The following is a 20,550-nucleotide window of genomic DNA, read 5'->3' as shown; positions in this document are numbered from 1 at the left end:
TGTGCACCCGGACAGAATGTCGCTGCAAGAAGCGCATGGCTGACATGTATAAACTTGTATTGCTGACCAGTCGGTCAAAATCTATATCTCCCATTGTCGCTGCGGCGCCCTCCGTATCCTCCTCCCACGGACTCGCGCTGCGCCGACACCGGGTTCTCACCGTTTCCTCCTCCCTCGGTGCAGAGCCCAACCGGCAGACGGCGTATCCTCCTCCCTCGCCTCTCTGCCATACTTTCGATTTGGCTTCGGCCCAGTCATAAGGCTCCAGTTTCGGCTGGAGCCTCTTTTTTTGTGCCGAGCGCCATACTGCGCAGCACGGCAACGGGCGGGAACTGCACAAGCTCGAGTCGACTGCCCGACACCGGACGCGGCGGCGACCAAAGTGTTTTGGCGATCGCTTCAGCCTGCTCGGGCATGTCTCCGTGCTGATAAAGCGTTACGTGCGGCACCCAGACATCAGCTCGATAGTGCGGATGGACGCATTCTTCCGGTAGGCTGGCCATAAGCATCCGGTGCAAGCTCGCCAGATGTGCACCCCTATCAGCGGCTAACCACACCACCGACGTTCCCTCGAATCGCCGAACCTCACCGAGCTGCAATGCGACCGGCGATCCTTTATCCAGCACATCGAACGCCGCTTCGACGACGGCCGTCGGCGTTTTTTCGTCGACGATGGCCAGCGTCAGATGTGGCGGATAATTGAGACGCAGCATGTAGTCGCCGATGCCGGCGTCCGCCACCGCCTGCCAAATGCCCCTGACGTCGGCGTCCGCGGCGGTATCAAGCCGCAGCGTTATTGCATATTCCATCGCCTCCCCCGTTTGTGCATGGCAGCGTTTCCCGCTTCGCGTTTGTGTGCAGAGCCGGGATAAAAGATACTGCAATTCATCAGATCGCAGCGCGGGTTACCGCCTGCCCCGACTGGTCAGCCGCTGCGGCGGTTGGACCGTAAGGCCCTGCCCATCCCCTCGGGCAGGGCCTTTTTGCTTACCGGCGGAACTTGCCCGGCACCAGGCAAATATTGCCCCCATGCTGGTGCCATGCTCCCCGATTTTCGGCCTCTCGCTACGGCACGCTCCTTGCATCGCAACGGATAGCCGCCGCCGGAGACCACGCTCATGTCCGTCGTAAACACCGCCTATAAGGCCGCGAACTACTATACCGCCGCCCAGAATTCGGCCAATACCAGCCCGCTTGCGAGCAGTTCGCTCTCCTCGGACGCCGGAAAGAGCGATCTCGCCACGACCGTGACCCTCTCACAGGCCGCACAGGCGGCGCTCGAGGAAAAGGACTTCACCACCGTCGTCGCGGAGGCCCGCGCCAAATTGCGCGGCCTCCTGAGCGAGGCCAAACGGCAATCTCCGCTTGAAGACGGCAAGCTCGCCCTCGATTTGGCCAGCCTCGATCATCGCGAACTCTATGCCATTTCCAGCAATAGCGAGGACCTCTTCACGCCCGACGAGCAGGAAGCCGCCAGCCTCGAGATGCAGCGCCGCTTCGAGGCCGCCATGGCGGGGCCTGCGGCGGTCGCCGAAGTCACCGGCTCCTGGCTCGGCCTCTATAAGGCGGCGGCGGCCTATCTCGACGGGCTCGGACCCGAAGAAAAGAGCGAGGACGATTGGAAATCCGCCCGGGCCGCACTTACCCAAGCCATCAAGCAGCTCTCGGCCGATCCAAAGACACTCCCCGCGATCGAGGACGACCCGGTCGCGCTTTATCTTGCGCTGCGCGAGGCAGAAGAGACCGTGCCGCCGCGCGATTTCGGCGACGTCGCGGACGACGCGCGCAATGCCTTGGACGAACTCTATGGCGAGGCCATCGCCGGTGGCCGCGCCCCCACTTTCAACAAGAACACCACCATCGGCGCCTATATCGATCTTAGCGCCTTCGACAGCCGCATGCTCTCGGCAATCACCCTTAACGAAGGCGGCAAGTTCTCGAGCGAGGAGGTCCGGGCGGCTGAAGGAGGCCTGCGTGCCCGCAGCGGCGCCGCGCTCAACGCGGCCTTCCAGAATGCCGCCAGAGCTGGCACGCCCACCGCCTTCAGCCACAACATCATCAGTCTCTATGCCGCCATGACCCCTGAGGAGCGGCAGGCCTCCGGCTGGAGCGAGGCCTTCTACCAGACGGCCGTGGCCAGTTACGAACAGACCAACAAGCTCATGGACATGCTCGCAAGCGCGACGGGCGGCGCATCGGGATCGGCGAACTGGTTCAGGTCAGTCACCTCCCTGTAGTCGGCTCCGCCCTCACAGCGACCAGACCACCCGCCCGTCCGGTCGGTAGCGATCGATCTATCGGATACCTGCGCAAAACTGCTGGATCCGCGCAACTGCCTCGGCAAGCTCTGCGTCCGATGCCGCATAGGAAAGCCGCATATGGCCGGCAAGGCCAAATGCCGTCCCGTGCACCAGCGCGACACCGGTTTCCTCGAGCAGCGCCAGCACGAAATCCTCATCCGTCTCGAGCTTCGCTCCGCCAGCGCTGGTCTTGCCCAGCAGCCGCTTGACGCTCGGAAAGACGTAGAACGCCCCCTCCGGCGTCAGGCAATCGAGCCCGGTATTGGCGTTGAGGCCCGAAACCACTAGGTCGCGCCGGCGCTGGAAGACCTCGCGCCAGTCCTTGAGAAAGTCCTGCGGTCCGTTGAGCGCCTCGACCGCAGCCCATTGCGAGATGGAAGATGGATTTGTCGTCGACTGCCCCTGAAGCTTGGTCATCGCCGCCAGCAGCTCGCGCGGGCCCGTGCAGTAGCCGATGCGCCAGCCGGTCATGGCGTGTGACTTGGAAACGCCGTTCATGGTCAGCGTGCGCGCTATGAGGCGTGGCTCGACCTGCGCGATCGTCGTGAACGTGCCGCCGTCATAGACCAACACCTCGTAGATGTCGTCGGTGAGGATATGGACGTGCGGGTGCCCGAGGAGCACGTCGGCCAGCGCCCGCAACTCCTCGGCCGTGTACGCGGCGCCCGAGGGATTCGACGGCGTGTTGAGGATCAGCCACTTGGTTCTCGGCGAGATCGCCTTGTCCAGCGCCTCGGGCGACAGCTTGAAGCCGGTCGAGGCGTCCGCAAGCGCGAGCACCGGTTCGGCGCCGCAGAGCCGAACGATTTCCGGATAGCTCACCCAATAGGGCACCGGCACCACGACCTCGTCGCCCGGATTAAGTGTCGCCAGCAACGCATTGAAGATGATCTGCTTGCCGCCCGAGCCGACGAAGCAGTCGGCCGCCGTGACCTCCAGCCTGTTGTCGCGCCGGAACTTGGCCGCCACCGCTTCCTTCAATTCGGGAATGCCGTCGATATTGGTGTATTTGGTCTTGCCCTCGGCCATGGCGCGGATCGCGGCCTGCTTGACGTGCTCGGGCGTATCGAAATCGGGCTCACCGGCCGAGAGCGCGATCACGTCCTTGCCCGCCCGGGCCAGCTCCCGTGCCTTTTGGGAAATCGCCACCGTCGCTGACGGCGCCACGCGTCCCAACGCGTCCGACAGGAACCCCATTCTCTTCCTCCGCTTTTCAAGCCCGGGGAGTGATAGGACCTGACAGGAGCCAACACAAGCACCACGGCAGTGAACACAGGAAGACCCCTCACCCGCCGGCTTCGCCGTCGACCCCGGATCAAGTCCGGGGCAGGCTCTCTCCCCGGAGGGGCGAGGTGAATCCGGTGCGTGTTGGGATAGTGCGCATCCACAGGGTCCCCTCGCCGCTTCGGGGGGAGGGACGGGGTGAGGGGGCCTTTCACACCCAACTAACCTGCCGCCAATGAACGAAAAACGCCGCTCGCCTATGCCCACCACCGCAGAATCGATTATCCTGTCTGGCTCTGGGGATCCGGCAAATGCAAAGCATCATCAAAGCCGAAGGCGTGACCAAACGGTTCCGCCAGCCCAAGCGCTATTCGGGCCTTGCCGGCTCGATCAAGGGCCTCCTCAGCCGCGAGTTCACCGAAGTGCGCGCCGTCGAGGATATTTCCTTTGCCATCGGCGCCGGCGAGGCCGTCGGCTATCTAGGCCCCAACGGGGCCGGCAAGTCGACGATGATCAAGATGATGACCGGCATATTGGTGCCGACCAACGGCAGTCTTGCCGTTCTCGGTCGCACGCCGCACGCTGAGCGGATGACCAATGCGCGCGAGATCGGCGTCGTTTTCGGGCAGCGCAGCCAGCTTTGGTGGGATCTGCCGGTACGCGACAGCTTCGATCTGCACCGGCGTATCTATGACATCCCCGAGCGACGCTATCGTGACAATCTCGAGCATCTTTGCGCCATGCTCGGCATGGACGCCTATCTCGACCGTCCCGTGCGCCAGTTGAGCCTCGGCCAGCGCATGCGCGCGGAAATCGCCATGGCCCTGCTGCACGACCCGAAGATCCTCTTCCTGGACGAGCCCACCATCGGCCTCGACGTCGTCGCCAAGGACGCGGTGCGCAAGTTCCTATCCGAGGTCAACCGCGAGCGCGGCGTCACCATCATCCTCACCACCCATGACCTGCAGGACATCGAGGAGATCTGCCCGCGCCTCATCATGGTCGATGACGGCAAGCTGCTGTTCGACGGCGAGTTGAAGCGGCTGCGCTCAGCCCTCGGCGCCCGCCGCCGCCTGACGCTCGACTTCGCCACCGATCCCGGGCCGATCACCCTCTCGACCGCACGCCTCGTCTCCGACGACGGTGCGTCAAAGCATTTCCTCATCGAGAACGAAGAAACGTCCCTCGTCGACGTGCTCACCGAACTCGGTAACGGCCATGGTCTCAAGGACGTGGCGCTCGACGAGCCGGACATCGAGGAGGTCATCCGCACCTTCTATCAGCAACGCCCGGTATTGGTGCCGCAATGAGCGCCGCGAGAATGTATCCGGCGTTCGCCGCCAACGCCTTCCAGACCAAGCTCGCCTATCGCAACCAGGTCTTTTCGAGTTTCTTCGGTGAGCTGGTGATGGTCTTTGCCCGCATCGCCATCTGGACAGCCGTCTATGCCGGAACCGCCAGCGTCGACGGCATCACGCTTGCCGACATGGTCACCTACGCCATCCTCGCCGGCACGGTGATGGCCGCCTGGAACCCGTCGCATCTGATCCGCGACATCGGGGAAGCCGTCAAGACCGGGGACGTTGCCGTCTTCCTGCTGAAGCCCCTGCACTATCCGCTGTACCTGTTTTCATCCCAGTGCGGAATCCTCGTCTTCAACGTCCTGACGACCGTCATTCCGGTGACCGCCATCCTCGCCCTGACCTACGGCATCATGCCGCCGGCGAGCCTCTTCCACGCCCTGTTCTTTCCCGCTTTCTGGGCGCTCTCCTTCGTTATCCTCTTCCTGCTCGGCGCCGCCTGCGGCCTGCTGGCCTTCTGGCTGATGACCGCCCATGCGCTCGAATGGTTCCTGACCGGCATCCTCTCGCTGTTCTCGGGCAATCTCTTGCCGATCTGGTTCTTCCCGCCCGTGCTTGCCGTCGTCGCCCGCTACCTGCCTTTCGCCTGGATCGGCTTTTATCCGACCGCCGTCTATCTCGGGAAACTGAGCCCGGGCGAGACGCTCCTTTTCTTCGGCATCGGTCTTTTCTGGGCGTGTCTTCTGGCGCTCGGGGTGGCTCTCCTGTGGTCGGCCACCCGCCACCGGCTCGTCGTGCAGGGAGGCTGAGATGGTCGCAACACTTCGTGTCTTGCCGTTTCTGGTGCACATGCACGTGCGCTCGATGATGGAGTATCGCGGCGGCATGATCCTCGGCTGGGTGGCCATGGCCTTCTCCTATGCCAGCGTCTACACCGCCATTGCCCTCATCGTGCTGCGCTTCGAGCAGATCGGTGGCTGGAACTGGGCCGAGGTGGCACTGCTGTTGGCCTTTCACCTGCTTGGCTATTCGCTGGGCGCCTCGTTCAGCTTCGTGCAGTTCCGCGTGATGGAGGATCTCGTTCAGCGCGGCAACTTCGATACGCTGCTGGTCAAGCCGATCAGCCCCTGGGCCTATATCGCCTTTTCCGGCTTCAACATCGGCTATGTCGGGCACGTAGTGCTTGCCGTTGGGCTGATGGGGTGGGCGTTGAGCCAGACGGCCGTCGAGTGGACCCTGGGGCTTGCCCTCTATCTCCTCGGCGCGCTCGCCAGTTCGGCCATGATCACCGCTGCCATCCTGACCATGGTCGGCGCCACCGCCCTCGTCTGGGTGCGCTCGCGTCACCTCTACTGGATCTATTTCGGCTTCTGGGAACTGGCGCGCTATCCCCTGAACATCTTCCCGGCCGTCATCCAGGCCGTTATGGTGACGGTGATGCCGCTCGCCTTCATGAGCTATGTCCCCGTCGCCGTGCTGCTCGGCAAGCAGGTGCCCTTGCTTGGCGCCTCTGCCGGTCCTCTTGCGCTGCTGGCTGGTCCGGTGACTGTCCTTGTGGCGATGGCCTATTGGCGTTTCTGCATGCGCAACTATCAGGGTGCCGGTGGCTGAAAAGGCTTCGGCGGCGCCCGTAAGGGACGCCGCCGCCGTGAACATGATCGGCTGAACCGGATGGATCAGAACCCGAACACCACCGTTGCGCCGGCTTCGCCATTGCCGTTCTGGATGCATTCGGCGTCCGTCGCCTCGCCGAACTGGAAGAGGCCGCAGGAATTGTTGTTGCCGGTCTGCTGAATGGTGCCGTTGTGCCCGTTGCCTTCCTGGACAACGAGGCCGTTATTGCCCGAGCCCCACTGGCCGATCCCGGCCGAATTGCCCGAGCCGTTCTGCATGACGTTGGCGCCGCTCTTGAGGCCGTTGACCAGCCCGAAGACGGTCAGCCCCGTCGAGAGCATCTGCGCCTGCTCGGGATCGGTCGGTGCGTAGTTGATCGCAAACTGCCCTCCGGCCATGGCGGGAAGCGTGAGGCTCGCCGAGGCGATGATGGCGGCGGCGATTGTGGTCAGGGTCTTGGCGGTCATCTCAGTCTCCTGTTGGTATGGGGTTGGCTCTCAGCCACTGACCGCACTTTGCAGCGCCGCCTCTGAACCCATCCGGAGCGGCACGTTCAGACAGCGTTCAGCGTTTTCGCTCCCCTTGTGGGTTCCTCTGGGCAGGGGAATTGCATCTGGCACGGTGTCCGGTTCGGTGCCATATGCGGTAGCCCTGCCATAAGAGGGGGAGAGATGCAGGAGCCGATGCGCCGACAAACTGTACCGACGAACAAGAAGGGCCCCGGTCCCCCGGAGCCCTTCCCTGTCGCTTGACGGATCGCTCACCCGACGCGCTGGTCGCAGGTGACGCTCTCCCCGTTGGCGTCGATGTCCAGCTTGACATCGTAGCTCGCCCCGGCGCTGCCCAGCATCACCTTGCCCAGCGTCGCGGGCTTTCCGGCTTCTGCCGTGAAGCCGCCGCCTTGGCGGATGTTGGAATTGCCCGAGGGCCCGCGGCTCTTCACCTCGAAGCTGTAGGAGCCGCTGATGGAAGTGTCCGCCAGCACCACACCCTCGATTTCCACCATCTGGTTCTTCGGGTTGACGTCGATGGCGCAGGTCAGCGGCCCCTGCGTCTGGGCCACGCCCGCATCGATCGCGAGCGCCGTGCCACCGAGGCCGGCGAGTACCGGAAGGGCGAGCGCGGCAAGGCCTTTGATCCTCGTCATGTCATCTCTCCTTGTCTTTCCCTGAAACGGGAAGGCCGAGGGAGCCGGGCGCTCCACTCGGCCGGTTGCGATGGGTCGGCTCGTGCTTACGGGCAGACCTGAACGAACGCTGCAGTGTTGCCGCCGCCGGTCTGGGCGACATTGGCGTTGCAGTCATTGCCGACCTGCACGCCGGCCGCGACGTTGCCGTTGCCGTCCTGGGTCAGGATCGCGTCGTGGTTGGAGCCGAACTGGCCAACGCCGGCCGCGTTCCAGTCGCCGTTCTGGTGGGTCTCGGCCTCGTTGTTCCAGCCCTGCTGGCCAACGGCGGAGGTGTTGTGATCGCCGAACTGCTCGGTGACGACATCGTTGAACACGCCGTCCTGGAAGATGCCGATCACGTTGTCGTTGCCGACCTGCCCGCCGCCGGCAGAGTTGCCGAAGCCGAACTGGTCGATCCAGATATCGTTGCCGGCCATGGCGGGAGCCGAGGCGAAAGCGACGACGGCGGCGATAGCGGCGGTGGCGATGAACTTGATGGTCATGGGTCTGGTCTCCTGTCTGATGCGGTCCCTCGAACCGCGTTGTCGATGACAGGAGGTTTAGTCGCGCCGTTTGGAACCGACGCTGAACCCTGTATTCAGATTTCGTTCACGCTCGCCTCCGGGTCAATCACCGTGCCGCATGGTGGTGATGATGCGTACGAGGTCGGTCTGGCGCCGCACTTCCATCTTGGCCATGGCGGCCTTCAACTGGTTACGCGCAGTATGAACGCTGACATCCTGGAGTTGAGCGATTTCCTCGAGCGTGCGACCATCGGCCAGATGAAGCGCCACATCCGTCTCGCGGCGCGTCAAATGGAACTGCGTTCGCAGGCGTGCCGGCAGATTCGCGTCCTGCTCTCGCTGGGACAGTGTTAGAAAAAAGCAGGCCTCTCCCGATCCCAAGAACGTTCTGAGCGGCGACGAGTCCAGCTCATCAGGTTCGAGACGCGCCGTCCGGCATACGAAGCCCACCCCGTCAGGGACGAGAAATGTGTGCGGCTGGCGAAGGGGATGCGTGTTCCAGCAAACCAAGGCATCCTGGAATTGCCGGTCGACCGACCAATCGGCAAATCGTATCCGCCGTTGGAGATCCCGCCGGATCGCCGTACCTGCCTCGAGCATGGCGTTGCCTGCGTTGTTGGCGAAAATAATCCTGCGGTGCGCGTTCACCACCAGACATCCGGGAGCAGCCGCGCTGCTCGAGGCCCGAAGCGCCCATCTTTCAAGCTCCTGTCCGGCCAGCACCCGCGCGATTTCCAGTGCCTGACGCAGGTGCGGGGCGAGATGCGCCATCAAGCTAAGCCAGGGCCGCTGCAGCTTTTCAATGTCTTTTCGCCTGATGTTGCCGCCCATGACGAAAACCCGGCGGTTCTCCTTAAAGAGGACCACACCTCCGCCGCCGAGGCAGTCCTCCTGCGGGCGCAGCCAATCACGGTAGAATTCGGTTCGAACCAACCGGTCTTCCTCCACCACCTGCTCATACGAAAGGGGAGTGGAGATCGGAAAATCCAGGACGCCTTTTGCAAGGACGTTGAGGTTACAATAGTAAGACGTGAAATCGTCCACGAACTCTGGCCCGAAGCCGGCAGATCGCAAGCCGAAATTGGTGTGACTCTCGAAATCCTGTCCGAACATGTGAGTCATCACACCGCCGCTGGCCGATGTCAGTCGCACGAGAAAATTATCCCAACCCTGCGGATCGAGAGCGCCAGAATAGGCTAGAGTCACTAGCCGGCTCACCTCCTCTGGTCCAATCTTCATCTTGCCGCGCCCCCCAAACAGCAACTTCTGCAGTATTCGCGCTTAATGCTCGCGGTGCAACTCCGCCGCGTCTGATAGGAGATCTGCCCTCTTTGGTCCATTTTGGATCATGCCGCTGCCGGCGACTTCACCGGCACCTATGGCTGCAAGTTCTTCGGGCCCAATGGCGAGGAAGTTGGCGGTGTCCTTTCCATCACCGGCGACGGCGCGGTCGGGTCCGGGTTCCTCTCAGCCAACCAGGACTGATCGTGGGCTATGTGATGGAACGGGAGGGGCCGGCGGCAGCAGCAGCCGGCCCCTTTTACTTTGCAAGACGGAGCCTGGCTGTCTCGATCGGCGTGACCGCCTCCCACCGGGAGATCAACCTAGGCGGCTTCATACCGCAGGTGACCTACCAGTACGCGCGTCAGTTCTCCATGTCGGCTTCTTCGACTACGATAGCCACGATGTGAACCTGGGCCTCTCCAAGCGGTTCTGACCGTCTACCGCGGCGGCGGCGCCGTCGATTCCCGCACGATGAGCTCGACCGGCAGCGTCACCCGCTTCACCTCCCCGTCGTCCTCGAGAATGGCCTTGACCGCCTGCCGGCCGATCTCGGCGATCGGTTGGGCCATGGTGGTCAGCGGCGGCTTGCAGAACGCGCCTTCGGGGACGCCGTCGAACCCCATGACGGAGACGTCCTGCGGCACCCTCAAGCCCCGTTCCTGCAGGCGCTCGATGGCTGCGATCGCGATGCGGTCGGACATGCAGAAGATCGCCGTCGGCGGCGCATCGAGCGACATCAGATAGTCGATGCCTTGCCGCGCCGTCTCCTCCTCGCCCTCGGTCTCGTAGATCGGGATCGCGTCGACATCGATGCCGAACTCCTGGAGCACGAGGAAATAACCGGCAACGCGCGAGCGCGAATCCGAATAGATCGCCGTCGGAACCTCTGAGAACGGGATCGGGCCCGAGCGATTGTCGAAGAACGGCATGGCCAGCACCCCGTAGCGCTGGTGGCCGAGCTCGGCCAGATGCCGCGCCGCCTGCTTGGCGCCAGCGAGGTTGTCGACGCCGATACCCGAGATCGTCGGATCGTTGATGCCGAGTTCGAGCGCAACGAAGGGCAACTGCCGCTCGCGGGTCAGGTCCACCAGCCTGGGCCCACCTTCGATGCAGAAGAGAATGAATCCGTCGACCAGCGCGCTCTGGATGTTCCAGGCCAGCTTCTCGTCGTTCATCGCCGAAACCAGCGATATGCCCGCGCCGTGGGCGTCGCATATCTCGGTGATGCCCGACATTACCACGCGGGCAAAGGGATCCTCGAAGAAATAGGAGAGCGGCTCGGCCGTCGCCACGCCAATGGCGTTGACCTTGCCCGCGCGCAGCAGCCGACCCTTTGGATCGGGGCCGGTATAGCCCAGCTCCCTTGCCGTCGCCATCACCCGCTCACGCACTTCCTCGCGCACCACCTCGGGCCGGCTGAAGACGTTGGACGCCGTGCCCTGCGACACACCCGCCGCCTTGGCTACATCCGCCAGCTTCACAGCGCTCCTTGCCATCCCTGCTTCCCTTGGAAAATCCTTCGCCCGATCGGTGCGCAGACGCGAGGTCGCACGCTTTGCGCAGTCCATACTTAACATCTTTTTGTATCGGTTCAAATTCTGCTTGACATTTGCCCTGCAAGGCGTACATTTGAATCGTTTCAATCACGGAGATGTGCTCCTGGATTGAATCGGTTCAACGCTAACCTCAGGAGATATAAAGATGATTCCCGCCAGCTACCTGTTCAAGGACGTTTATCAGCGCGAATGGCTGGACCCGGAGGTGGAGATCGACGTCGCCGCCGCGCGCCAGCGCACCGGCACGCCGCGTCATACGTTCAGCGCGCTCACCGGGTTCCTGCGCCGGCTCTCCGCCCCGCAGCACCACACGAGCGGCCATTGGTCCCGCACGCCCGCCGAGTAGCACCATGGACCTCTCGGCACGATGTCGGCAGCGCCGGCAACATTCCTTCCACCAATGAACGCCGCGGGTTTCAGACCTGCGGCGTTTCACTCTCCAGGCCCTCGGAAACGAACGGCGCGCACGCCTCGCCCGGCAATCCTTCCAGCACCAGTCGCCGGAAGTAGGCATCCACATCCCCCGCCGGTGCCTGCATCTTTTGGTCGAGCCACCACAACAGGACGGTATTGAAGGTCGAAACCATGTGACGGACGGCGAGCTCGCGCGGGAATCCGCCGAACCCGCGCACAGGAAGCACCCGCCTCAGCACACCCGCCAGAACCTCATCGACCGCCTCGCGTACCACTGCCGCTCCGCGCCCGCCCGCCAGCGCGAACTGGATGTCGCCGAACTCGGCCACATGTTCGAAGAGCGCACGAGTGGGATCGCGGCCGCCCGCCTCTGCCGCACTCAACAGCAGCGCCCGCAGCCGCTCGAGGCTGCGCTCCAGCAGGTCGTCCTTGGACGAGAAATGCGCATAGAAGGTCGAGCGCCCGACGTCGGCCTGCTGCAGGATGTCGGCAACGGTGATGGCGTCGTAGTCCTTGTGCCGGATCAGCTCCAGCAGCGCTTCGAACAGCGTTTCGCGGGTACGTGCGACTCTGCGGTCGATAGCCATGGTCTCCCCACCCGATTTTCCCGCACGGAGCACCGGGTCATGTTCACTTGCGAACTTTTCCCGCCGCCCAGTCCGGAAACTTTCCGGACACGTTGTTCGGTAACGTGCTAGCCGGCGACTGTCGTGTCAAGCTCACGGAGACCTGCGATGTCATCGACCGATGGGATCCCCTCGGCTAAGCCCGCTTACTATCTGTCTGCCGGTGCCTGGGCCATCGCTGTGCTGGCGATGACCGCCGTCCACCACGCCTATGGCGCCGCCCTCTACCAGACAGCCTGGCGCAATCATGTCCTGTTTCTTGCCCTGCCGGCCGCACTGCTGATCCTCGCCCTCCTCTATATCGGCTGGACTCGGCGGCGCTCGCGGCTTGGAAAGCTCACAACAGCGGCGGCCGCCATCGTCATCCTCATCGTCCCGGTCGCTGCCATCGGCGTTTACGAGGGCGGTTACAACCACCTCACCAAGAACATAGTCTTCTTCCTTGGCGGCGAAGCCCGCGCGCTGGCCATGTTTCCTCCGCCGACTTACGAGATGCCCAACGATCTTGCCTTCGAGCTGACGGGCATCGCCCAGTTCCCGCTGGCTGTCCTGGCCGCCGCCTATACCCTTCGCCTGCTATGGGTCAGCCGCGCATGAGCACCATCCTCATTGTCGGTGGCTATGGCGCCGTCGGCCGGCTCGCTGCCGGCGATCTGGCCAGCCGCGCCCATCGCGTTGTCGTCGCCGGCCGCCGACTCGATGCGGCCACAGCCGCCGCCGCAGAGCTCGGTGTCGAAGGCCGGCGGATCGATCTCGACGAGCCGACCACCTGGCAGGAAGCCTGCGAGGACGTAGATCTCGTCCTCATGTGTATGGACCAGCGCGAGACCGCCTTTGTCGAATTCCTCCTCGGCAGGGCCATCCACTATGTGGATATTGCCGCCAACGATGACTTCTTCCTCAGTCTGGAGGCCCTGCCGGCGCCCCGGCGGAGCGGCGTGTTGCTCTCGGTGGGCCTGGCACCCGGGTTGACGAATGTGATGGCCGCCTCCTGCGCGGCGGGCCTGCGAGGTCCGCTGGATGTCGGCATCGGCCTCCTCTTCGGCCTCAACGACGATCACGGCCGGGCCGGCGTCGAATGGACCGCCAGCAAGCTGTTTGCCGCCGATCGCAAACCCGGCTCGACCATCTTCGATTTCGGACGCGATTGGGGCACAAGGCGCCTGCACCGGCTCGACTTCTCCGACCAGCACGCCCTGATGCGCACCTTGCCCCAGGCTCGGGCAGCCACTTATCTCGGCTTCGATTCGCGCCTCGCGACGTCGCTCGTCTTCGCCCTTGCCGGGCGCTTTGCCGGCAGCAGGCTGGCCCGTGACTTCGCCGTCGCCGCGTTCCGCCCCATCGGACTCGGTACGCGCGCCTGCGACATCTCGGTTTCCGTGACGGGCGGGCTCGAGGGTCGTCGGGTCACACGCGCCATGCGCTTCCACGCATCCGGGGAGTCCGCGACCACCGCGAGGCTGGCGGCATTGATGACCTCGATCTTCCTTGAAGATCCGGTGCCCGGCATCTGGCACAGCCATCAGGTTCTCGATCCCGCGACGGTTCTGGCCGAAGCCGAACGCCGGGGCATCGGCACGTTGGAGACGGTTGCCCTCTAGATGGCGACGCCTTCCTCGCGCCGCAGCGCAACGCCGAAGACGCGCCAGCCATCGGTTTCCTGACGCATCTCGTAGAGCGCTTCGTAGAGACCTTGGTCAGGCCCGACGACCAGCACGATCTGTACGGCGCTGTCCGCGCCGACCCGCTCGAACTCCCCGAAGGTGTGCGAGCGCGAGTCCATGATCGGGCCGTAGCCGGCCGCCAGGATCGCCTCATAGAAGAGCTGCGGATCGCTGAACTGCGCCCTGAACCCCGCGCTGGCGACGGCCAGAGCCCCCGCGCCGTCCTGGGCACGGAAAGCTTCGATCTGGCTTGAGATCGCCGCCTGCCAGGGTGCGGCGGGCCGCTCCTGGCCGGACGAGAGGTTCGGCATCAGACTCAGAACGGTAAGGACGACAACGGCGATGAACCGCATTTCCTTCTCCCGGGGCATCGCGAAGGCGAACGTAGCGGCGCAGCGGCCACAGTTCCGCCGCCAAATCGTACGCGCTTTTCCCTGCCGGGCGCACACTCCATCCGCATTCGGATGGTTTGCTGGGGATCGTTATGAGGATGAGTGACGACGATCCCATGTTGCTAACTACGCTGAAGCGGCCAAAAGGTTTCATCCGTTACGCGCTCGTCACCTCCGCGATCGCGCTTGCGAGTGTCACGGCTGCCCTGGCGGCAGGTGTCACTCCTGCCGAGGCTGCCAGCTTCGTTCACAGGCCCGACGCACAGGTCCTGGTGTTCATGGCGCCGCTGACGCTCCTGTTGGTTGCAATCCTTTTCGAGGTTGCCCGCATCGCCTTGCGCGGCGCCCTGCCGGCCCAAGCCCCCACCGGCCGGCCCCCTCGCCGCCCCTGGTCTCCCGGGCGCGGCGAGGGCTGATCTCCTCCTGACCGAGAAGACCTGTGGGCCGGCCACCGCCGGCCCCTTTTTTTGCGGCATTCCAAAATGAAAGAGGCCCCGCGAACGAGGCCTCCCCAAGCATCGGTTTCAGTGTGCCGACCTCACTCGGTAGCGCTCTCCTGTTCGGCGTCGGTAGAACTCTCCTGTTCGATCTCTGCGGAGCTCTCCACCTCGATCTGCGCGGAGCTTTCCTGCTCGATGTCGGTAGAGCGCTTCTGCTCGATAAGGTCGCCCACGTTCTCGAATTCGTCGGGATAGGCGTCGACGATTGCCTTGGGATTGCCCGCGGCTAGTCCGTTGTCGCGTTCGCGCAGATACTGAAACATCGCACCGGCATTTTTGTGCACGGTGCCGTCCAGGAGCGTCATTTCCTTGGGGCCTTGCGCATAGGTGGGCGCTAGGCCGGCGAGGGACAAGGAAGCGAGGGTGGCGATAAGAACGGTACTCTTCATGGGGCCAATTCTCCAGAGTTGGCGTTTCTTCACCTGGTCTACCCTCCCCCGCTACGAGGGCAGCCAGACTCGGAACCTAAGGGACCGATATTGGCCGAACTGTGGACCGCGCCTTCACGATCCCACCCGACCGTCCGCACCGGCGTCTCCATGGTATTAATGCCGCACCAGCAGCACGGCTCCCGCCGCGTGCAACCATCGGCCTATTGTGGCGGCCCCCGATGGGGTGCACACTCATCTCTCTGGAGAAGGAGGAGAAAATGTTTATCGATGCGATCCTTCAGTCCAAGGGCGTAGTCGTCCACACCCTGCCCCACACCGGCCGTCTCGCAGACGCGGTGGCCGTGCTCAACCATCACAATATCGGTGCGGTGGTCATCACCGGCGCCGACGACGCCGTGGTCGGGATCCTCTCCGAGCGCGACATCGTGCGCCGCCTGGACAAGGATCCCGCCGGCGCGCTCGAGTTGCCCATCGCCTCGGTGATGACCAGGAACGTTGCCACCTGCACGCGCGACACCACGATCGCCGAGGTCATGGAACTGATGACCAACCTGCGGGTGCGTCACATGCCTGTGGTCGAGAAGGGCGAGCTTATCGGCATCATCTCGATCGGTGACGTCGTCAAGCGCAAGATCGAGGAGGCCGAATTCGAAGCCGCAGCTTTGCGGGAGTACATCGCGTCCTGAGGGACTCCAAAGGAGCGTCATGGCGGCGGTCACGGTTGAGCTGCGCAGCACCGACGGCACCGAGGCTGCCATGGGTTGGGCCGGCGCTCACACGCTCGTCGTCGACCGCGCGGAAGGCAAGGCCGGCGGACGCGGCCTCGGCTTCAACGGCGCCGAACTCCTCGGCCTCACCATCGGCGGGTGTTTTTGCAACGATTTACGTTATGTCGCTCACGACATGGGCATCGCACTCGACGCCATTTCGGCAACCGTCACCATCGAGCTTTCCGGCGACCCGATCATCGCCACTGGCGCCAGCATGCGGGTCGCCTGCACCACCAGTGACGGATCCGATCCCGCTGCGGTCATCGAACGCGCCCGAGCGATCAGCATGGCCGCCAACTCGCTGCCGCGCGGCATACCCGTTTCCGTCGAGATCGCTTGAAACTCTACCGCGCCGAAAACCCGCCATCGATGACGAGTGAGGTGCCCGATATTGCCGAGGCGCCGTCGCCGAGCAGGTAGCAGATCGCCTCGGCCACCTCGTCGGGCTCGACGAACCGTCCTATGGGAATGCGCCCCAGCACCGGCCCGGCTTTTTCCGGATCGCTCCAGGCTTTGACCGCCATGGGCGTCAGCGTCACGATCGGGTTGACCGTATTGACCCGGATTCCGTGCGAGCCCAGCTCATTGGCCATCACCCGGCTCATCGCATCGAGCGCGCCCTTGCTCGCGCAATAGGCGGCGTGATCGGCAAAACCGGTCGTCGAGGAGATGGACGAGACATTGACGATCGCGCCTTTGACCCCGCGCGTGATACATGACCTGGCATATTCCTGCGCCACGATCATCGCCGCACGCACGTTGACCGCCATGATGTGGTCGAAGGTTTCGGCCGGCACATCGAGGAACGCGTCGAGGGTCGTGGTACCGGCGCAGTTGACGAGGAAGTCCGCCGGCATCGCGCTTCTCGCTGCCGCCCGTGCCGCCTCGGCATCGGCAAGATCGACCTCGAATGGCACCGCCCCGAGTTCGGTCTTCAGGTCATCGAGATCCTCGCGCGAGCGGGTCATCGCCTTGACCGCGGCGCCGCGGGCGGCCAGCATCGCCGCCACCGCCCGCCCGATCCCCTTGCCCGCCCCGGTGACGAGCACGCTCTTGCCGGAAAAGTCCATTATTCCCCCCGTTTGCCCTAGCAGCGCATATTCAGCCAGCCAAGGTGCTTGGGCAAGACCTGCGGCAGGCTCACGACTGAGCTTGGAACCTTTGCCGACTGGGATTAGTCTTACCCGGGCAATCGAGGGAGTTGCACCATCATGACCTTACGCCGTCTCCTGCGTGCCGCGCTGGCCATAGCTGCAATCGCCGTCTTCCCGCTCCTTGCCGTTCCCGCCCATGCCGATGGCTCGGCCCGTGAGGGCACCCCGGCCTGGGCCCTCGTCGACCTGGCGCTGCGCGAAGGGCCTGGCGCCGCCTATGCCGTGATCGGCTCCGTGCCCGAGAACTCGCGCATCGCGGCGCTCCGCTGCGCCCCGCGCTGGTGCCTGGTGCGCATGGGCCATAGCCTCGGCTGGACCTCGCGTGATGCGGTCGGCTTCGGGCGCCTGCCCCTGGGTCCGTTCGAGGGCCCACGCCTCAGCTACGGCAGCGGCGGCACGGTCTGTTTCTACGAGGGCACGCACTTCACCGGCCCCTCTGTCTGCCACAATGGCGGTTTCATCGTGCACGACCTGAAGCTCTACGGTACCGACAACCGCTACAGGTCCGTGTCGATCGAGGGCGGCGGGTCGGCGTCGGTTTGCCGCGACCGCAACTTCCAGAGTTATTGCACCCGCATCGTCACCTCGACGCCGGTGCTCAACACCTACCTGTTCGGCAGCGTGTCGTCCTACCGGGTGCATTGATGGACTTGCCCGAGGGAGTGCGTCTCGAGCGCTCTCCCTTCCCCGCCAATGCCGACCTCTCTGCCCTCTGGATCCGTGCCTGGGGCGATTCCGGCCCCGCCGACTACCGCCCGGTCCTCGATCGCGGTCTCGGTCACGTCTGCGCCTATGCGGACGGCAGGCTGATCGGCTTCGTCAACGTCGCCTGGGATGGCGGCCAGCACGCCTTCATCCTAGATACCTGCGTCGACCGTGACTGGCGCAGGCGCGGCATCGCCACGGCCCTGGTGGCCGAGGCGACCGCGCTCGCCCGTGACGGTGGCGCCGGCTGGCTCCACGTCGATTTCGAGCCGCACCTCGAATCCTTCTACCGCGCCTGCGGCTTCCGCCCGACGGCGGCCGGACTGATCCGGCTTTAGTGAGTGTGGGTCCCCGTAAGGCCCCTCACCCGCCGGCTTTGCCATCGACCTCTCCCCGAAGGGGCGAGGTGAACTCGGTGCCCGTGATTTGATCGAGCGCATCCACAACATCCCCTCGCCCCTCCGGGGAGAGGGATGCCTTTTCCGCGTTCAGCGGAAAAGACGGGTGAGGGGCGCGATGGTGCCAAGCGCACGACGTCCGATGGGTCCCCCTGCTCCTTCGGACACCCTCAAGGGCAGCAAGCCACGAACGAATGCCGGCGTTCGAGGCGTGCCGCCAGATGCCCACCAACCCTCACACCAGCTCCACCCGCGACCGCGCATCGGCGCCCGCCACCACTTTCGCCTCGATGATCGGCATCGGCAGCGCCGGCCTCGTCGCGATCCGGGTTGCCGGGCGCTCGACGTCCGACCAGGTCGTCTCGACGGTCAGCACGCCGACCGCCACGCCGTCGCTGGTGACGACGAAGGTGCGCTTGAGGATAGTCCGGTTCTCGTTGGTCATCTCACCCTCCTTTGGGTTGGACCGCCGCCCATCAACTGGCAAGCCGGTCCCGTGGCGCGAAGCGGCATGCCCGCGCCTGTTGGTCAAATCCGTCGTGGTTTCGGTCGCCTACATGGCGCGGAACAGCGTCATGTAGGGCTGGCTGACGCTGAGCCGTTCCGGCCGCGTCTTGAGTTTGATCGTGCCCTTGCCCGTCTCGTCCCGGCTGACCGAAGCGACCGCCCGCATGTTGACGATGGTCGAGCGATGCACCTGCTTGAACAGGTTCGGGTCGAGCTCGGCGATCAGTTCCCGCAAGGGCTTGCGCAACAGCATCTCGCCCTCGGCGGTCATGGCCACCGTGTATTTGTTGTCGGCACGGAAGTAGGCGACGTCCTCGACCATCACCAATCGCGTCTCGGTGCCGCTGCTCGCCGTGATCCAGGTGAGCGGCGCGCGGCCGCCCGGCAGCCCCGCGAGAAGCTGCGAGAGCCTTGCCAGCGCCGCCGCATCCGCCTCCCCGCCAACCCGCCCCTTCAGCCGCGTGACCGTCGCTTCCAGCCGCTCCCGGTTGACGGGCTTGAGGAGATAGTCGACCGCGCCCTTCTCGAAGGCGTCGATGGCGTACTGGTCGTAGGCGGTGACGAACACCACCTGCGTTGCCGGCGACAGCTCGATGCTCGCCGCCGCCACCTCCAGCCCCGTCATCCCCGGCATGCGGATATCGAGGAAGGCGACGTCCGGCTTTTCGGCCGCGATCGCTTCGGCCGCCGCCCCGCCGTCCTCGGCCTGCGCCACCACCGTCGCCTCCGGCCAGACCTGACCGAGAAGCTCGATCAGCGACCGGCGCAGCAGTTCCTCGTCCTCGGCCACCACGCACCGGATCATCGCACTGCCTCCCCAGCCGGCACCGAGAGCGTCGCGGCGACGCCGTTCGGGAAGTTGGCGGTGATCGTGAACCTTGCCGCCTCGCCGTAGATCAGGCGCAGCCGGTCGCGCACGTTCTTCAACCCGATCCCCGTACCCGAGCTCTGCGCGCCGAGGCCCCGTCCATCGTCGGCAACCGTCACCTCGAGCTGACCCTCGACAAGCCGCGCCGACAGCCAGATAGTCCCGCCGCCGGGCTTGGCCTCGAGCCCGTGCTTGATGGCATTCTCGGCCAGCGTCTGCAGCATCATGGCCGGCAGCGGCACCGCCTCGAGCCCCGGCGCGACGTCGGCGACGACGTTGAGCCGGTTGCCCATGCGCACCTTGAGGATGTCGAGATAGGCTAGCGTGCGCTCCAGCTCGGCGCCGAGCGTTTCCATTTGCCTGTCGCTCTTGGGCAGCGAGTTTCTGAGATAGGTGATGAGGTTGCCCAGCATCTCGTCGGCCCGCGCCGGATCCGAACGCACCAGCACCTGCGCGCTGGCCAGGGTGTTGTAGAGGAAGTGAGGTTCGACCTGTGCCGTCAGCAGCCCCAGGCGCGCCTCGGCCAGTTCCTTTTCGGTCTCGGTCTGCCGGCTGCGGTCCTCCTCGCGCCGCCGCCGCTCGGCGACACGCCGCGACAGCGCCCGGCGGATCGCCTCGCCCGTCTCGTAGTTGCTGGCATCGTCCACCGACAGCCAATCGCTCCAGCCGCCGATGTCCGGTTCGCACACCACTGTCACGCTGCTGGTCCCGTCTCCTGGGGCAACGGTCGCCACCACGAGATTGGATCGTGCCGCAAACCACAGCAGGGGATTGAGCAGGATGTGCCAGTCGCGCTCGAAAGCGCCGACCCGCTCGATGCGCGCACGCATCGATAGTGTCGAAACGGCGCTGTCCATGTCGGCGACATGGGGAAGCGCGCCGATGACCGCCTCGACCAGATCGAAGGCCTCGCCGGCCTCGAGTGGCATCTCGATGCGCAAGCGCTGCCGGCTGGAGAGCACGTTCTTGTCGAGCTTGCCCGCCACCAGCCGCGCCCGCCGCAGATGCGCGATAGAACCCGTCACCACCAGCATGCCAATGACGAGCGCGACCAGCACCATCCACGGGCCCACCACGTTGACCCCGAAGATGATCGCGGTTGGGATGATGAGCAGCGCCCAGCTGCACAGCTTGCGAAGGACGAAGAAGAAGGCCATCAGGCGCGGGTCCGTTGTAACGATCGTGCGGA

The 20,550-nt window shown here is 64.6% G+C and carries 27 protein-coding genes; 13 read left to right on the top strand and 14 right to left on the bottom strand.

Annotated features, from left to right (window positions below; all coding sequences use genetic code 11):
• Positions 1-254: 254 nt before the first annotated feature.
• Complete coding sequence (locus QQK18_RS00435; protein ID WP_284338300.1) at positions 255-809, bottom strand: 2'-5' RNA ligase family protein; 555 nt, start codon at positions 807-809, stop codon at positions 255-257.
• Between the two features lie 309 nt (positions 810-1,118).
• Here QQK18_RS00435 and QQK18_RS00430 point away from each other — a divergent pair, with 309 nt between their 5' ends.
• Positions 1,119-2,237 (top strand): hypothetical protein, encoded by a 1,119-nt coding sequence (locus tag QQK18_RS00430; protein ID WP_284338299.1) that lies wholly within the window; start codon positions 1,119-1,121, stop codon positions 2,235-2,237.
• Positions 2,238-2,294: 57 nt separating this feature from the next.
• Here QQK18_RS00430 and QQK18_RS00425 read toward each other — a convergent pair whose 3' ends face one another.
• The gene (locus tag QQK18_RS00425) at positions 2,295-3,497 is read right to left on the bottom strand and encodes a pyridoxal phosphate-dependent aminotransferase (protein ID WP_284338298.1); all 1,203 of its coding nucleotides are present in this window, start codon (positions 3,495-3,497) and stop codon (positions 2,295-2,297) included.
• A 338-nt stretch (positions 3,498-3,835) separates the two neighbouring features.
• Here QQK18_RS00425 and QQK18_RS00420 point away from each other — a divergent pair, with 338 nt between their 5' ends.
• The 3 genes from QQK18_RS00420 to QQK18_RS00410 are packed head-to-tail and all read left to right on the top strand — an operon-like array spanning position 3,836 to position 6,436.
• Complete coding sequence (locus QQK18_RS00420) at positions 3,836-4,834, top strand: ABC transporter ATP-binding protein (RefSeq protein ID WP_284338297.1); 999 nt, start codon at positions 3,836-3,838, stop codon at positions 4,832-4,834.
• Positions 4,831-5,634 carry an ABC transporter permease gene (locus QQK18_RS00415; RefSeq protein ID WP_284338296.1) on the top strand — a complete coding sequence of 268 codons (804 nt, stop codon included), beginning with the start codon at positions 4,831-4,833 and terminating at the stop codon, positions 5,632-5,634. The genes QQK18_RS00420 and QQK18_RS00415 overlap by 4 nt, the downstream gene beginning before the upstream one ends.
• Before the next feature lies 1 nt (position 5,635).
• Complete coding sequence (locus QQK18_RS00410; protein WP_284338295.1) at positions 5,636-6,436, top strand: ABC transporter permease; 801 nt, start codon at positions 5,636-5,638, stop codon at positions 6,434-6,436.
• Between the two features lie 65 nt (positions 6,437-6,501).
• On the opposite strand, the gene QQK18_RS00405 is transcribed toward QQK18_RS00410, so the two are convergent.
• The 4 genes from QQK18_RS00405 to QQK18_RS00390 all read right to left on the bottom strand — a co-directional run bounded on the left by QQK18_RS00405 (position 6,502) and on the right by QQK18_RS00390 (position 9,337).
• Positions 6,502-6,906, bottom strand: coding sequence for a curlin (locus QQK18_RS00405; protein WP_284338294.1), 405 nt, complete (start codon positions 6,904-6,906; stop codon positions 6,502-6,504).
• A gap of 293 nt (positions 6,907-7,199) precedes the next feature.
• A complete protein-coding gene (gene csgH / locus QQK18_RS00400; RefSeq protein WP_284338293.1) occupies positions 7,200-7,586 on the bottom strand; it encodes a curli-like amyloid fiber formation chaperone CsgH in 387 nt (128 codons plus the stop codon).
• Positions 7,587-7,672: 86 nt separating this feature from the next.
• A complete protein-coding gene (locus QQK18_RS00395; protein ID WP_284338292.1) occupies positions 7,673-8,110 on the bottom strand; it encodes a curlin in 438 nt (145 codons plus the stop codon).
• 123 nt (positions 8,111-8,233) lie between these two features.
• On the bottom strand, positions 8,234-9,337 hold the full coding sequence (locus QQK18_RS00390) for a helix-turn-helix transcriptional regulator (protein WP_284338291.1): 1,104 nt from the start codon (positions 9,335-9,337) through the stop codon (positions 8,234-8,236).
• Between the two features lie 135 nt (positions 9,338-9,472).
• Here QQK18_RS00390 and QQK18_RS00385 point away from each other — a divergent pair, with 135 nt between their 5' ends.
• A complete protein-coding gene (locus QQK18_RS00385; protein ID WP_284338290.1) occupies positions 9,473-9,616 on the top strand; it encodes a hypothetical protein in 144 nt (47 codons plus the stop codon).
• A 236-nt stretch (positions 9,617-9,852) separates the two neighbouring features.
• On the opposite strand, the gene QQK18_RS00380 is transcribed toward QQK18_RS00385, so the two are convergent.
• Positions 9,853-10,911: a LacI family DNA-binding transcriptional regulator gene (locus tag QQK18_RS00380; RefSeq protein WP_284338289.1), complete on the bottom strand. Its 1,059-nt coding sequence runs from the start codon at positions 10,909-10,911 to the stop codon at positions 9,853-9,855.
• A 205-nt stretch (positions 10,912-11,116) separates the two neighbouring features.
• Between QQK18_RS00380 and QQK18_RS00375 the strand changes: the two genes are divergently transcribed.
• Complete coding sequence (locus tag QQK18_RS00375) at positions 11,117-11,317, top strand: hypothetical protein (protein WP_284338288.1); 201 nt, start codon at positions 11,117-11,119, stop codon at positions 11,315-11,317.
• Positions 11,318-11,387: 70 nt separating this feature from the next.
• On the opposite strand, the gene QQK18_RS00370 is transcribed toward QQK18_RS00375, so the two are convergent.
• On the bottom strand, positions 11,388-11,972 hold the full coding sequence (locus QQK18_RS00370; RefSeq protein ID WP_284338287.1) for a TetR/AcrR family transcriptional regulator: 585 nt from the start codon (positions 11,970-11,972) through the stop codon (positions 11,388-11,390).
• Positions 11,973-12,119: 147 nt separating this feature from the next.
• Between QQK18_RS00370 and QQK18_RS00365 the strand changes: the two genes are divergently transcribed.
• Positions 12,120-12,608, top strand: coding sequence for a hypothetical protein (locus QQK18_RS00365; RefSeq protein WP_284338286.1), 489 nt, complete (start codon positions 12,120-12,122; stop codon positions 12,606-12,608).
• Positions 12,605-13,612 carry a saccharopine dehydrogenase NADP-binding domain-containing protein gene (locus QQK18_RS00360; protein ID WP_284338285.1) on the top strand — a complete coding sequence of 336 codons (1,008 nt, stop codon included), beginning with the start codon at positions 12,605-12,607 and terminating at the stop codon, positions 13,610-13,612. Before QQK18_RS00365 ends, QQK18_RS00360 begins: the two co-directional genes overlap by 4 nt.
• Here QQK18_RS00360 and QQK18_RS00355 read toward each other — a convergent pair.
• Entirely contained in the window at positions 13,609-14,028 is a 420-nt protein-coding gene (locus QQK18_RS00355) for a DUF4864 domain-containing protein (RefSeq protein ID WP_284338284.1), read from the bottom strand. The two genes, QQK18_RS00360 and QQK18_RS00355, sit on opposite strands and share 4 nt — an antisense overlap.
• Before the next feature lie 137 nt (positions 14,029-14,165).
• Here QQK18_RS00355 and QQK18_RS00350 point away from each other — a divergent pair, with 137 nt between their 5' ends.
• Complete coding sequence (locus QQK18_RS00350; protein WP_284338283.1) at positions 14,166-14,483, top strand: hypothetical protein; 318 nt, start codon at positions 14,166-14,168, stop codon at positions 14,481-14,483.
• 122 nt (positions 14,484-14,605) lie between these two features.
• Here QQK18_RS00350 and QQK18_RS00345 read toward each other — a convergent pair whose 3' ends face one another.
• A complete protein-coding gene (locus tag QQK18_RS00345; RefSeq protein ID WP_284338282.1) occupies positions 14,606-14,956 on the bottom strand; it encodes a hypothetical protein in 351 nt (116 codons plus the stop codon).
• A gap of 260 nt (positions 14,957-15,216) precedes the next feature.
• Here QQK18_RS00345 and QQK18_RS00340 point away from each other — a divergent pair, with 260 nt between their 5' ends.
• Positions 15,217-15,645, top strand: coding sequence for a CBS domain-containing protein (locus tag QQK18_RS00340; RefSeq protein ID WP_284338281.1), 429 nt, complete (start codon positions 15,217-15,219; stop codon positions 15,643-15,645).
• A gap of 19 nt (positions 15,646-15,664) precedes the next feature.
• A complete protein-coding gene (locus QQK18_RS00335) occupies positions 15,665-16,069 on the top strand; it encodes an OsmC family protein (protein WP_284338280.1) in 405 nt (134 codons plus the stop codon).
• A gap of 4 nt (positions 16,070-16,073) precedes the next feature.
• Here the strand turns inward: QQK18_RS00335 and QQK18_RS00330 are convergent, their stop codons facing one another.
• Complete coding sequence (locus tag QQK18_RS00330) at positions 16,074-16,799, bottom strand: SDR family oxidoreductase (protein ID WP_284338279.1); 726 nt, start codon at positions 16,797-16,799, stop codon at positions 16,074-16,076.
• Between the two features lie 141 nt (positions 16,800-16,940).
• Between QQK18_RS00330 and QQK18_RS00325 the strand changes: the two genes are divergently transcribed.
• Both QQK18_RS00325 and QQK18_RS00320 read left to right on the top strand, forming a co-directional pair.
• Entirely contained in the window at positions 16,941-17,528 is a 588-nt protein-coding gene (locus QQK18_RS00325; protein WP_284338278.1) for a peptidase inhibitor family I36 protein, read from the top strand.
• Positions 17,528-17,926: a GNAT family N-acetyltransferase gene (locus QQK18_RS00320; protein WP_284338277.1), complete on the top strand. Its 399-nt coding sequence runs from the start codon at positions 17,528-17,530 to the stop codon at positions 17,924-17,926. Before QQK18_RS00325 ends, QQK18_RS00320 begins: the two co-directional genes overlap by 1 nt.
• A 295-nt stretch (positions 17,927-18,221) precedes the next feature.
• Here QQK18_RS00320 and QQK18_RS00315 read toward each other — a convergent pair whose 3' ends face one another.
• From QQK18_RS00315 to QQK18_RS00305, 3 genes are all read right to left on the bottom strand, one after another.
• Positions 18,222-18,431, bottom strand: a complete 210-nt coding sequence (locus tag QQK18_RS00315; RefSeq protein ID WP_284338276.1) for a hypothetical protein — start codon at positions 18,429-18,431, stop codon at positions 18,222-18,224.
• Between the two features lie 108 nt (positions 18,432-18,539).
• Positions 18,540-19,298, bottom strand: a complete 759-nt coding sequence (locus QQK18_RS00310; RefSeq protein WP_284338275.1) for a LytR/AlgR family response regulator transcription factor — start codon at positions 19,296-19,298, stop codon at positions 18,540-18,542.
• Positions 19,295-20,518, bottom strand: coding sequence for a histidine kinase (locus QQK18_RS00305; RefSeq protein ID WP_284338274.1), 1,224 nt, complete (start codon positions 20,516-20,518; stop codon positions 19,295-19,297). The genes QQK18_RS00310 and QQK18_RS00305 overlap by 4 nt, the downstream gene beginning before the upstream one ends.
• Positions 20,519-20,550: the final 32 nt, after the last annotated feature.

The organism is Devosia nitrariae, assembly GCF_030160115.1.
GTDB classification, from domain to species: domain Bacteria; phylum Pseudomonadota; class Alphaproteobacteria; order Rhizobiales; family Devosiaceae; genus Devosia; species Devosia nitrariae.
Note: the sequence above shows the minus strand (reverse complement) of the source record. Positions and strands in the feature narration are given on the sequence as shown.

What these genes read in the sequence shown, in the direction of transcription:
- QQK18_RS00325 (WP_284338278.1), top strand. Translation starts at nt 16,941, where the DNA reads ATGACCTTACGCCGTCTCCTGCGTGCCGCGCTGGCCATAGCTGCAATC.
- QQK18_RS00420 (WP_284338297.1), top strand. Translation starts at nt 3,836, where the DNA reads ATGCAAAGCATCATCAAAGCCGAAGGCGTGACCAAACGGTTCCGCCAG.
- csgH (WP_284338293.1), bottom strand. Translation starts at nt 7,586, where the DNA reads ATGACGAGGATCAAAGGCCTTGCCGCGCTCGCCCTTCCGGTACTCGCC.
- QQK18_RS00360 (WP_284338285.1), top strand. Translation starts at nt 12,605, where the DNA reads ATGAGCACCATCCTCATTGTCGGTGGCTATGGCGCCGTCGGCCGGCTC.
- QQK18_RS00435 (WP_284338300.1), bottom strand. Translation starts at nt 809, where the DNA reads ATGGAATATGCAATAACGCTGCGGCTTGATACCGCCGCGGACGCCGAC.
- QQK18_RS00355 (WP_284338284.1), bottom strand. Translation starts at nt 14,028, where the DNA reads ATGCGGTTCATCGCCGTTGTCGTCCTTACCGTTCTGAGTCTGATGCCG.
- QQK18_RS00320 (WP_284338277.1), top strand. Translation starts at nt 17,528, where the DNA reads ATGGACTTGCCCGAGGGAGTGCGTCTCGAGCGCTCTCCCTTCCCCGCC.
- QQK18_RS00350 (WP_284338283.1), top strand. Translation starts at nt 14,166, where the DNA reads ATGAGTGACGACGATCCCATGTTGCTAACTACGCTGAAGCGGCCAAAA.
- QQK18_RS00395 (WP_284338292.1), bottom strand. Translation starts at nt 8,110, where the DNA reads ATGACCATCAAGTTCATCGCCACCGCCGCTATCGCCGCCGTCGTCGCT.
- QQK18_RS00375 (WP_284338288.1), top strand. Translation starts at nt 11,117, where the DNA reads ATGATTCCCGCCAGCTACCTGTTCAAGGACGTTTATCAGCGCGAATGG.
- QQK18_RS00330 (WP_284338279.1), bottom strand. Translation starts at nt 16,799, where the DNA reads ATGGACTTTTCCGGCAAGAGCGTGCTCGTCACCGGGGCGGGCAAGGGG.
- QQK18_RS00410 (WP_284338295.1), top strand. Translation starts at nt 5,636, where the DNA reads ATGGTCGCAACACTTCGTGTCTTGCCGTTTCTGGTGCACATGCACGTG.
- QQK18_RS00305 (WP_284338274.1), bottom strand. Translation starts at nt 20,518, where the DNA reads ATGGCCTTCTTCTTCGTCCTTCGCAAGCTGTGCAGCTGGGCGCTGCTC.
- QQK18_RS00430 (WP_284338299.1), top strand. Translation starts at nt 1,119, where the DNA reads ATGTCCGTCGTAAACACCGCCTATAAGGCCGCGAACTACTATACCGCC.
- QQK18_RS00405 (WP_284338294.1), bottom strand. Translation starts at nt 6,906, where the DNA reads ATGACCGCCAAGACCCTGACCACAATCGCCGCCGCCATCATCGCCTCG.
- QQK18_RS00380 (WP_284338289.1), bottom strand. Translation starts at nt 10,911, where the DNA reads ATGGCAAGGAGCGCTGTGAAGCTGGCGGATGTAGCCAAGGCGGCGGGT.
- QQK18_RS00365 (WP_284338286.1), top strand. Translation starts at nt 12,120, where the DNA reads ATGTCATCGACCGATGGGATCCCCTCGGCTAAGCCCGCTTACTATCTG.
- QQK18_RS00425 (WP_284338298.1), bottom strand. Translation starts at nt 3,497, where the DNA reads ATGGGGTTCCTGTCGGACGCGTTGGGACGCGTGGCGCCGTCAGCGACG.
- QQK18_RS00335 (WP_284338280.1), top strand. Translation starts at nt 15,665, where the DNA reads ATGGCGGCGGTCACGGTTGAGCTGCGCAGCACCGACGGCACCGAGGCT.
- QQK18_RS00340 (WP_284338281.1), top strand. Translation starts at nt 15,217, where the DNA reads ATGTTTATCGATGCGATCCTTCAGTCCAAGGGCGTAGTCGTCCACACC.
- QQK18_RS00315 (WP_284338276.1), bottom strand. Translation starts at nt 18,431, where the DNA reads ATGACCAACGAGAACCGGACTATCCTCAAGCGCACCTTCGTCGTCACC.
- QQK18_RS00345 (WP_284338282.1), bottom strand. Translation starts at nt 14,956, where the DNA reads ATGAAGAGTACCGTTCTTATCGCCACCCTCGCTTCCTTGTCCCTCGCC.
- QQK18_RS00310 (WP_284338275.1), bottom strand. Translation starts at nt 19,298, where the DNA reads ATGATCCGGTGCGTGGTGGCCGAGGACGAGGAACTGCTGCGCCGGTCG.
- QQK18_RS00370 (WP_284338287.1), bottom strand. Translation starts at nt 11,972, where the DNA reads ATGGCTATCGACCGCAGAGTCGCACGTACCCGCGAAACGCTGTTCGAA.
- QQK18_RS00415 (WP_284338296.1), top strand. Translation starts at nt 4,831, where the DNA reads ATGAGCGCCGCGAGAATGTATCCGGCGTTCGCCGCCAACGCCTTCCAG.